At 40.7% G+C, this 11,047-nt stretch carries 12 protein-coding genes and 1 riboswitch; of the genes, 10 read left to right on the forward strand and 2 right to left on the reverse strand.

The window, feature by feature from the left end:
• Positions 1-120: 120 nt before the first annotated feature.
• Complete coding sequence (locus tag AC075L_RS17940; RefSeq protein WP_256281353.1) at positions 121-246, reverse strand: hypothetical protein; 126 nt, start codon at positions 244-246, stop codon at positions 121-123.
• Between the two features lie 105 nt (positions 247-351).
• Positions 352-396, forward strand: a riboswitch (PreQ1 riboswitch).
• Between the two features lie 159 nt (positions 397-555).
• Here AC075L_RS17940 and AC075L_RS17945 point away from each other — a divergent pair.
• From AC075L_RS17945 to AC075L_RS17975, 7 genes are all read left to right on the forward strand, one after another.
• Positions 556-1,545, forward strand: a complete 990-nt coding sequence (locus AC075L_RS17945) for a nucleoside hydrolase (protein WP_118409337.1) — start codon at positions 556-558, stop codon at positions 1,543-1,545.
• Entirely contained in the window at positions 1,542-2,099 is a 558-nt protein-coding gene (locus AC075L_RS17950) for an ECF transporter S component (RefSeq protein ID WP_008706068.1), read from the forward strand. The genes AC075L_RS17945 and AC075L_RS17950 overlap by 4 nt, the downstream gene beginning before the upstream one ends.
• Entirely contained in the window at positions 2,099-2,749 is a 651-nt protein-coding gene (locus tag AC075L_RS17955) for an SDR family NAD(P)-dependent oxidoreductase (RefSeq protein WP_019160766.1), read from the forward strand. Before AC075L_RS17950 ends, AC075L_RS17955 begins: the two co-directional genes overlap by 1 nt.
• A gap of 123 nt (positions 2,750-2,872) precedes the next feature.
• A complete protein-coding gene (locus AC075L_RS17960; protein WP_118409336.1) occupies positions 2,873-4,231 on the forward strand; it encodes a M20 family metallopeptidase in 1,359 nt (452 codons plus the stop codon).
• 39 nt (positions 4,232-4,270) lie between these two features.
• Positions 4,271-4,825 (forward strand): alpha/beta hydrolase, encoded by a 555-nt coding sequence (locus AC075L_RS17965; RefSeq protein WP_118340436.1) that lies wholly within the window; start codon positions 4,271-4,273, stop codon positions 4,823-4,825.
• Positions 4,826-4,979: 154 nt separating this feature from the next.
• On the forward strand, positions 4,980-5,603 hold the full coding sequence (locus AC075L_RS17970; protein WP_022379881.1) for a helix-turn-helix domain-containing protein: 624 nt from the start codon (positions 4,980-4,982) through the stop codon (positions 5,601-5,603).
• Between the two features lie 6 nt (positions 5,604-5,609).
• Positions 5,610-6,431 carry a HipA domain-containing protein gene (locus tag AC075L_RS17975; RefSeq protein ID WP_118409335.1) on the forward strand — a complete coding sequence of 274 codons (822 nt, stop codon included), beginning with the start codon at positions 5,610-5,612 and terminating at the stop codon, positions 6,429-6,431.
• A 107-nt stretch (positions 6,432-6,538) separates the two neighbouring features.
• On the opposite strand, the gene AC075L_RS17980 is transcribed toward AC075L_RS17975, so the two are convergent.
• Complete coding sequence (locus AC075L_RS17980) at positions 6,539-6,712, reverse strand: hypothetical protein (protein ID WP_019160770.1); 174 nt, start codon at positions 6,710-6,712, stop codon at positions 6,539-6,541.
• A gap of 157 nt (positions 6,713-6,869) precedes the next feature.
• Between AC075L_RS17980 and AC075L_RS17985 the strand changes: the two genes are divergently transcribed.
• The 3 genes from AC075L_RS17985 to AC075L_RS17995 form a co-directional block, all read left to right on the forward strand.
• Positions 6,870-7,085: a hypothetical protein gene (locus AC075L_RS17985; protein WP_022379879.1), complete on the forward strand. Its 216-nt coding sequence runs from the start codon at positions 6,870-6,872 to the stop codon at positions 7,083-7,085.
• Complete coding sequence (locus tag AC075L_RS17990) at positions 7,085-7,984, forward strand: hypothetical protein (protein WP_118409334.1); 900 nt, start codon at positions 7,085-7,087, stop codon at positions 7,982-7,984. The genes AC075L_RS17985 and AC075L_RS17990 overlap by 1 nt, the downstream gene beginning before the upstream one ends.
• Positions 7,985-8,222: 238 nt before the next feature.
• Positions 8,223-11,047 (forward strand): endo-beta-N-acetylglucosaminidase (locus AC075L_RS17995; RefSeq protein WP_476387986.1); only part of this gene is annotated, 2,825 nt, incomplete at its 3' end.

Below are 11,047 nucleotides of genomic sequence, written 5' to 3' on the forward strand. Positions count from 1 at the left end.
TACCAGAAGTAAACATATGTTCTTTCTTTGAGTAAAAAATTTGCGCGTCTAACTCATCTAACTCATCAACTCTAACTCATCAACTCATCACTAAGTAACGAGAATGCGACGCGCAGTTATTCAAAGTGATTTTTGTAAGCATCTTATCTCTGTGCTGTCTTTTTTCTCTGCAAATGCTGTCACAGGAAGTGAAGTCACAGCAAGCACAACGGCAGCGGCCAGCGCAATCCATTTTTTATTTTTCATGCAGATACTCCTTTAAGAGATTTCTGCTGTTAGAATATGCCACAAATCTTAAATGGTGTATGCACTAACTGTTGTCAGGCATGGAAATATGTGTTAAAATAACCACCGAAACTGGTTCGAAACCCTCCCAGTATAAAAAACTAGGCAAAGTAAAAAATATTGCGGTCGCTTATGAGCTGTCATAAGCGGTCTGTTTGCTGATGCTTTTGTTTATTTGAGGGATAAACAAAAGCATTTTTTATGTTATAGGAAATTACTCTGTAATGTTCCTATAACATAAAAAAACTTACTTTGACAGAAAGGAATTAAATGAAAAAAAGAAAAGTAATTATTGATTGTGATCCGGGGATTGATGACAGTCTTGCGATTATGCTTGCACTGAAATCACCGGAGATCGAAGTGATCGGAATCACCATTGTGTGCGGAAATTCACCGGTGGAGATGGGATTTGGAAATGCAAAGAAAATCCTGAAGCAGATGAATCGTCTGGATGTTCCCATATACATTGGGGAAAGCACTCCCTTAAGGCGGGATTACGTGAATGCTCTGGATACTCACGGAGAAGACGGGCTTGGCGAAAGCTTTCTGCCGGAAGTAATCGGTTATCAGCAGCAGATCAGTGCTGTGGATTTTCTTGCTGATGTGCTGAAAAAAGAGAAAGTATCCATAATCGAACTGGCACCTATGACCAATCTTGCCAGACTGATCCAGAAGGATAAAGAAGCATTTTCCTGTATTGAGGAGATTGTTTCCATGGGCGGCAGCTTTAAAAGTCATGGAAACTGTTCACCTGTTGCAGAATACAATTACTGGTGTGACCCGGACGGCGCTTCTCTGGTATATGAGACACTCCATCAGAATGGCCAGAAAATCCATATGGTGGGGCTGGATGTGACGAGAAAGATTGTGCTCACGCCTGATCTGCTGGAGTATATGTGCCGTCTGAACAAGGAAACAGGGGAATTTGTAAAGAAGATTACGAAATTCTATTTTGATTTCCACTGGGAATGGGAGCATATCATTGGCTGTGTGATCAATGATCCCCTGGCAGTGGCATATTTTATCAATCCGGAACTCTGCAAAGGCTTTGATTCCTATGTACAGATTGAAACAGAGGGGATTTCTCTTGGGCAGTCTGTTGTGGACTCTATGAATTTCTATCGGAAAGCATCGAATGCGAGGGTGCTGACTGAGGTAGATGTGTATGGATTCTTTCAGATGTTTCTTTCAAGGATCCTTGATCAGGAACCGGAAAAACTGGATATTTTACAAGATTTAATACGAGGAGATTTAAAATGAAAACTGAAAAAATAAGTGTACAGAAGATCTGTATGATCGCTTTTGCTATCTGCATTAATTTTGTGGGAGGACAGATTGCTTTATTTCTGAAACTTCCTATTTATCTGGACAGTATCGGAACCGTATTTGTGGCTGCTGTTCTGGGACCCTTTTATGGAATGCTTCCTAATCTGCTCAGCGGCCTGCTGATGGGAATGACTGTAGATATTTATTCCCTGTATTATGCACCGGTAGGAATTCTTCTTGGTTTTGTGACAGGTCTGGTGTACAGAAAATTCCAGCCGAAAAAGTGGCAGATATTTCCGGCTGCTCTTGTGATCACACTTCCATCTACCATAATCAGTTCCTGTATTACGGCGTTTTTATTTGGAGGAATCACTTCTTCCGGATCCACCGTTCTTGTACAGCTTCTGGCAAAAACACCTCTTGGAATGGTAGGAAGCTGCTTTGTGGTTCAGTTTATCACAGATTACATTGACAGGGTTCTGTGTATTGCAGTAGCAGCAGTTCTTATTACAGCGCTGCGTAAAAGTATGAAGGAGAATTTTGCCTGATGAAAGTCCTGATCACAGGTACAGCATCCGGAATCGGGAAAGGCTGTGCAGAATTTTTTCTGAAAGAAAATCATGAAGTCTATGGGTTTGATAAAAATATATCCTCGATCCAACATCCGAAATATACTCATTTCTGTCTGGATATCAGAGACAAAAGCTCTTATCCGGAAATCGGACCGGTAGATATTCTGATTAATAATGCAGGGGTTCAGAATGGCGATGATATTGATGTAAATCTGAAAGGGACGATTTCTGTTACAGAACATTACGGCATTCATCCTAATATTTATTCTGTTATTATGATCGGATCAGCAAGCGGGCATACAGGTTCTGAATTTCCGGAGTATGCAGCAAGTAAAGGAGGGGTCCTTGCTTACACGAAAAACGTGGCTATGAGGATAGCTCCTTATCAGGCCACATGCAACAGTCTGGATTTCGGTGGGGTTATGACTGAACTGAACCGGCCGGTGATGGAGGATGAAAAGCTCTGGGATCAGATCATGGAACTCACACCTCTGAAACGATGGATGTCTGTGGAAGAGGCAGCAGAGTGGATTTACTTTATGGCGGTAAAAAACCGTTTCTGTACAGGCCAGAACATTCTAATTGACGGTCTGGAGGCCGGAAACTGCAATTTTATCTGGCCATAGAGTGGGTCTGAAAAAACATTCCTGCAATCTGCTGTTATTTTGTGCCCGAATATGATAAAATGAGAAAATAGTGATAAAGATATTTCAAAGATAGAGAAAGTATTTAACTGGAGGTGCAAAAATATGGATATCAAAGAACAGATTCATGGATTAACAGAGGAGATGCTTACCAATCTGGGAAGGCTGGTTGCCATTGATTCTCAGCTTGGCACTCCCGCAGAGGGGAAACCTTTTGGAGAAGGACCTGCCAAAGCACTGGAAGAAGGTCTTAAGATTGCACAGGAGCTTGGATTTAAAACAGTCAATCTGGACAATTACTGTGGTTATGCAGAGATGGGTGAGGGTGATGAGATTGTTGGTATTGCCGGACATCTGGATATTGTACCTGTAGGCGGCGACTGGAGTTATGATCCGTTTAAACTGACACGTGAGGGTGATTATGTTTACGGTCGTGGAACAACAGATGATAAGGGACCTGTTCTGGAAGCTCTTTATGCAATGAAGCTTCTTCGCGATTCAGGTGTGAAGCTGAACAAGAGAGTACGTCTCATTATGGGATGTAATGAGGAAACAGGTTCCAAATGTATGGAACATTATAATGAAGTGGCAGAAGAATTATCCTGCGGCTTTACCCCGGATGCCAGTTTTCCATGTATTCATGGCGAAAAGGGGCTTCTGCAGATGATGGCTTATTCCAAGAACACGAAAATCATCTCTGCAGATGGAGGGTTTGTCTTTAACGCAGTATGCGATTCCTCCACAATAGTTGTTCCTGCCGAAGAAGGACTGAAGGAGAGACTGGAAGCTGTACTTGCAGAGACAAAGCTTCAGGAATATAAGGTAACAGAGGAAAAGGGACAGATCAGTATTTATGCAAAGGGAGTTCCGGCACATGCCAGCACTCCGACTCTTGGGGTCAATGCAATAGGTGTTACTTTTGAATGTCTCGAGAAAGCAGGATTTAAGGACGATTTTGTGGAATTCTATAATACACATATCGGCACATCCTGCGATGGTAAGGGCATTGGACTAAAATTTGCAGATGAGAATGGCGAACTTACTCTTTGCAACGGTATGATCAAAACAGAGAATGATGTGATCTCCTGTACAATTGATATCAGAGTACCTGTAACACTGAAATCAGATGAAGTCCGCAGGATGTGTGAGAGCAGACTTGAGGATGAGAATGGACGTATAGAGATTCTGGGAATTGGTGATGCCTTATTCTTCCCAAGAGAATCCCCACTTGTAAATGCTTTATACAAAGCTTACACAGATGTAACAGGTGATACAGAGAACAAGCCGATGGTGATCGGCGGTGGAACTTATGCAAAATCTCTTAAGAATATCATTGCATTTGGACCTGAGAAACCTGGAATCGATTATCGTATCCATAGTGCAGATGAATTTATCCTCGTATCCGGCATGGAAGAGGCAGTTCTGGTTTATATGGAAGCAATCAAGAATCTTCTGGCAATCTGATGAAAAATGATAGAGCAGTTATTAAATGGAGAGCAGAACATGAAGGCAGCAGTATTTTTCCCTGGTATCGGGTATCATTGTGACAAGCCGCTTTTATATTATTCACGAAAGCTGGCGCAGGAATGTGGCTATGAAGAAACAATTGCATTAAGCTATACTTATGATGGCGGAAATATCCGGGGAAATGAAGAAAAAATGCAGCAGGCATTCGAAAGCCTTTATGAACAGGCGGAGAAAAGTCTTTCTGCCGTTGACTTTGACAAATATGATGAAATATTATTTGTCGCAAAAAGCGTAGGCACGATCATAGCATCCGCATATGCAGAGAAACACAGCATCAGATGCCGGCAGATACTATACACACCATTGAAATACACCTACAATTTTGCTCATAGAGAAGCCATTGCCTTTATCGGAACTTCAGATCCATGGAGTATTGTTTCTGAAGTACAGGCTTTTTCTCAAAAACAGCAGGTGCCAATGTATACTTATGAAAATGCAAACCATTCACTGGAAACAACAGATACACTGGAAAACCTGAAAATTCTCCAGGATGTTATGGGGAAAACCAAGGGATTTTTGGAGCGGAAATAAGAAAAAGCATATAATCATATTGAGTAGATATGGGTGAAGAAGTGTCAAGAAACTATTTCTTGACACTTCTTTTTGCTCCATGCTATACTCAATTACACAAACTGTTATATGTGAAAGTGGTTTCCATAATGTCTTTTTAGGTGGTGATGTGAATATGAACTTTCAAGATCAGATACAGCAGATTTTTGGAACAACAGATATTCATGAACTGAAGCAGATATCCAGAGATGCCGACAATTACAGATGCTTGAATGCTGATATGAATAACAGCATTATTTCTGAAAAGAAAAAAAATACCGGAAGGAAAAATTCGTTTACAGAAGAACAGCTGGCACATATTTTGGCACTGCAGGACCGGGGAGAAAAAATTACAGATATTGCCAGACAGTATCACGTTTCCCGTCAGACGATTTACAGTCAGATAAAGCGAGCCTATAATTTTTCTGATGATCCGGATGTGAAAATGCGTATGAATTTCATGAATCATGATGATCTGTGTACAACGATAGATATTGATTTCAGGCATGAAAAAATTAAGATTAAAAACTATACAGATCAGATTATTTTCCGGGCATTTGGAGTTGTAACTGATCCGGATTGGGCTGATTTTGAATATTTTCTGGAAGAACGCTGTTTTCCCAGAACACGCGATCACAGGAAAGATATTCTGAGAGAGATGGGGCTTCCATTTTATGATCCGTTATTAATTATTGAAAAAACACAGGGGCGCATGTCAGATGATCATCAATGGATTATGATTCTAAAAAAGGAGGGCTGATCAAAAATGGAAATTCGCAATTTTGATGCATATTCTCCCTTGCATAAGAGCGGTCATACTTCCAAGGGAGATCAGCTCAAATGGAAAATTGATGACAGGTGGTATAAGGCTGATTATATGGGATATGAAGGTTTATCTGAAGTTCTTGTATCTGACCTTTTGCAGAAGAGTACCTGTCCTTTCCCTTTTGTTGAGTATGAAGTAGCTGTAATTGAGTATAATGGGAAAATATTTCAGGGCTGTTCCAGTTTGGATTTTCTGAAAGCAAATCAGATTCTGATTCCGTTGGAAAAATTGTATCGTCGATATACAGGTGAAAGTCTGGCAGTAAAGCTCTCAGATTTTGCGGATGTTTCAGAACGCATTCAGTACCTGGTAACTCAGGTGGAAGAAATTACTAAAATAGATAATTTTGGAGCGTATCTGACTGCAATGCTGGAAATAGATGCGTTTTTCATGAATGAGGACAGACATACCAACAATATTGCGGTCATTTATAATGAAAAAACACAGAAATATGAACTGAGTCCTTTTTTTGATCAGGGACTTTGTATGTTTGCCGACATAAATCAGGATTATCCTATTGATCAGTCATTGGAATATTGTCTGGAAAAAATTGAGGCGAAGCCATTTAGCTCTGATTTTGATATACAGCTGGATGCAGCAGAAGAACTGTATGGCATTCAGATTGGTTTCCAATTTACCTTTAAAGATATTCAGATATACTTACAGAAGAATTCGGAAAATTATCCCAGGGAAGTAATAAGACGCGTGGAGCAGCTGTTAAGAGGGCAGATGCGTAAATATGGGTATCTGATGAAAAAATGATATTACAGAGAGTGTATGAAGTTACAGGCAGATAAAGGATAAAAAAGTCACTTATCTGCCTTTTCTGGTAAACTTTTTGTAACGGCTGTGAGGCGGAGACTGTCAAATCAGTCAATGATACTATACTGCATCATTTCATAATGTAATCTGCATCCTTCTGTAATCTCAAAGGGCAGAAGTGCCCGTGCTACGAGTTTTAACTCTTCTTCAGGCAGATCTGTTCTGCGAAGATGTGCATAGTCACCGTCAATAGATTCTACGATATAATCACAAACTAACATAAAAATCCTCCACTTTATATTTTGCGTAACGCAATGATCATATCTATAGAATACCACAGAGGAAAAGGGTATCACAAGTGCCTTCAGATTATATAGACATAAAAAGAGGGCAGTGTTATAATTTTTCCTAAAGAAAATGCATATGGGAGGTATCGCAATGTCTAAAGTTGTAAAGCTTTCATCCGTAATGGAAAGGGAAGAAAAATTAAAGGAAATCTATGAAGGTCTGGAAGAGATAAAAGATCAGCTGACAGCACTGATTGATGAGTATGAAGAAGAGGAGACACATACAGGAAAAGCAGATGAACTGATCGAAGCCCTGGATGCTCTTGAGGATGCTTCGGAAACCATAGAGGATGTGCTGGAAAATTAATGAAGGAGAAAGCATATTTTCACCTGCCCGGGCTGTTTGAGTTTTATGAGCTGTACCGGATGTTCCTGCCTTTATTCCGGGAACACAGGGAATATTTTTACGACTGGTGTGAAATTGGCTCCATATATGGTGCTCCGGCAGACTGTATCTGGGGTGGAGGCAGGGCTGGCTTCGGAGAGAATGACCCGGAGGAGGTTCTTGAACTGATGCAGGAATATGGGATTTCTGCCCGACTGACTTTCAGCAATTCCCTGCTTCGCCAGGAGCACCTTTCAGACAGAAAATGCAATGCACTGTGCCGGTTGTTTGAGAGAAACAGAGAACCGCAAAACGGCGTGATCATTTATTCAGAATTGCTCTTGGAATATATTAAGGAGCAGTATCCGGGACTCTATTTTGTTTCCTCCACTACCAAGGTTCTGACAGATTTTACACAGCTTGAGGAAGAAATCAGGAGAAAAGATTTCCGTTATGTTGTGCCGGATTTCCGGCTAAACAAGGCTTTTGATAAGTTAAATACATTGTCTCAGGCTGAGAAGGACAAAGTAGAATTTCTCTGCAATGAATGCTGCTGGTTCGGCTGCAGGGACAGAAAAGCCTGCTATGAAACGGTCAGCCGCAAGAATCTGGGTGAAAACTGCCCGGAGCATCACTGCAAGGCACCGGACGGGTCGAGAGGCTATCTTTTTTCAAAAGCTATGGAGAATCCGGGATTTATTGGAATCAATGATATCCGGGATATCTATCTGCCAATGGGATTTTCAAATTTTAAAATAGAAGGAAGAGGACTCGGAAGTGCTCTGATACTGGAATTTCTGCTCTATTACATGACCAGACCGGAATACCAGATACATGTCAGAGAAAAAATCTATCTGGACAGTATGCTGGATCTGTTTTGAGAGAATTTGAAGATGATTTTCTTAGCAGTTAAAAAATATGTTGGATAATTAAAAAAATAGATGAAATGGGGATTAGGGCGATTGAATAGTTATTCAATAGGAAAAAGGAAAGTATCTGCCTGATTGAACTGACGGAATATAAAATTTGTACAGAAATTCTAGTATCTTTACACTGTTTTTCTTAATGAACTTTCCAGTATACTATTTATTAATAAAATAGTATTGGGGAGGAAAAAGAATGCGAAGAAAAGAATTTTTAAGGAGAGCTTCTGCAATCAGTGTAGCAGCGCTGCTTACCATGAATCTTTGTGCCTGTCAAAAAGAGGAGGCTGTGATTTCTGAGGAAGAAAAGGCCAGTAACTATCAGGTTACGGAAGAAAATGAGAATAAGGAACTGGTAATGAACCGACAGCCGGAGTCCTCTTATTGGTTTCCGGAGGAGTTGCTGGAATGGAATCCGGAAGAAGATCAGGATTTGATTTACAATATCAGTAAGATACCATTGGCAAAGAGGGTGGATTATGAATATCTTACTCCGGTAAATGAAACGCAGAACAAAGATACAAGAGTAATGGCGATTTCGATCATGAATTCCAGCACCAGTGGTAATGCTCCTCATGGATTGAATTCTGCAAATTGCAATGTTTTTACATACTGGCAATATGTGGATGAACTTGTATATTGGGGCGGTTCATCAGGAGAGGGATTGATTGTTCCTCCAAGTCCGGATGTAACAGATTTAGGACATAAAAATGGTGTACCGGTAATAGGAACTGTATTTTTTCCACAAGGTGTAGCTGGTGGAAAAATGGAATGGCTGGATACGTTCCTGAGTCAGGAGAAGGACGGAAGCTTCCCACTGGCGGATAAGTTGATTGAGGTTGCAAAAATCTACGGGTTTGACGGCTGGTTTATTAATCAGGAGACAGAGGGAACAGAGGAGCAGCCTTTAACGAAGGACTATGCGGATCAAATGCAGGCGTTTATCAAATACTTCAAGGAAAAGGCACCGGAGCTTCGGGTGATTTATTATGATTCCATGACTGCCGATGGTGAAATGGACTGGCAGAATGCACTTACTGATCAGAATGAGATGTTCTTGCAGGATGAAGACGGAAATGCTGTTGCCGATGAGATGTTTTTAAATTTCTGGTGGACAGAAGAAGAACTGGCGGATCAGAAACTTCTGGAACAATCTGCTGAAAAGGCGGAAACTATGGGAATTGATCCTTATCAAGTTTATGCGGGAATAGATATCCAGGCAAATGGCTATAATACTCCGATTCGTTGGGATTTATTTGAGTCCGGTGAAAACAGTACACACACTTCTCTTGGAATTTACTGTCCGAGTTGGGCCTATGCATCGGCGTCTACATTAGATGAATTCCATCAGAAAGAAAATACAATCTGGGTAAACAGTAAAGCTGATCCGTCAGAAAAAATGGAATATTCCAAAGCAGAGCAATGGCGTGGAGTTTCTGCATTTGCCATAGAAAAATCTGTATTGACTTCTGTTCCTTTTGTTACGAATTTTAATACAGGAAGCGGATATAGTTTCTTTAAGGAAGGAGAACAGATTTCTAAGCTCGATTGGAATAACAGAAGCATTGGAGATGTTCTGCCTACTTATCGTTGGATGATTGACGATGGGGAAGGAAATGCGCTCACAGCAGCTTTTGATGTAGGAAATGCATGGTATGGTGGTAATTCTCTGAAACTTTATGGAAATATGGAAGAAGGAAAATCTTCTATAATTCATCTTTACAGCGCAGACTTACCGGTAGAAGAAACTACATACTTCTCTACCACTGTAATGGCTAACACAGAGACGGAACTGAATGCAATATTATTATTTGATGATGGAAGCCAGGAGACAATTAAAGGAGATCATAAGGCAGGTGACCAGTGGACTGCTGTTAATTTCGATATTTCCAAATATTCGGGGAAAAATATAAGAGCGATTTCTTATGAATTGAAGCCAACAGAGCAGAGTACGTTCTATCAATTCAATTTTGGAAATATTACAATTGCTGATTCTGCAGAGGAAAAGATTGCCGAGATTACAAATCTTACAGTGGATGATGCAGAATTTGATGAGGATGCTATGTATGCAGGGGTACGTCTTTCCTGGGAAAGTGATTCAGAAACATCCAATTATGAGATTTACAGAATAAATCAGGATAATAGTAAGTCTCTTCTGGGGGTATCCAATACGGAATGTTTCTATATCAATACACTGCCCCGCACAGATGAAACAAATAAGTCTGAATTTAAAGTGGTACCTGTAAATAGATTTCTGAAAGAAGGAGAGGGTGTTTCTGTATCTATGGAATGGCCGGATAACAGTCTGCCAAAGGCTGGCCTGAAAGCTTCTCAGACACTGATAGGTCCTGGCAGCACAGTGAAGTTTTCAGCTGCCTGTTCACAGAATACAGAAGAAATCACATGGTCATTACCGGGATCCAGTTCAGAGAGCGCAGAAGGTGATTCTGTAAGCGTTACTTATGATAAAGAAGGTGTTTATGATGTTACAGTTACGGCAAAGAACTCATCTGGTGAAGATACCAAGACAGTAGAGGGACTTGTGTTTGTAACTTCAGAACTTGAAAAAGATGGCGAATTGTTGCTGCTGTCTCAGGATAAAGCAACAGAGGCAACTGCTTATGTAAATGAAAATGAAGCTCCTCCATTTGCAGTAGATGGAGACGTGACTAAAAAATGGTGTGCGACAGGAACGCCTCCTCATGAACTGATCATTGATCTGGGAGAAGAGGTAGCTGTCAGCCAGGTGGCAATAGCTCACGCTGAGGCTGGTGGTGAAAGTTCGGATATGAACACCAAAGCATATACAATCTCTGTAAGTACAGATGGAACCGAATATACATCTGTTGTATCGGTTACAAAAAATACATTAGCAGATACTTTGGATACATTTGCACCGGTAAATGCGAGATATGTGAAACTGTCAGTTGTGAAACCTACACAGGGGTCAGATACAGCAGCACGTATCTATGAAGTGCAGATATATGGAACTGGTACATTTATGTACGTACCACTGGTTCA

The organism is Blautia sp. ZXY-1-B12, from assembly GCF_056339915.1.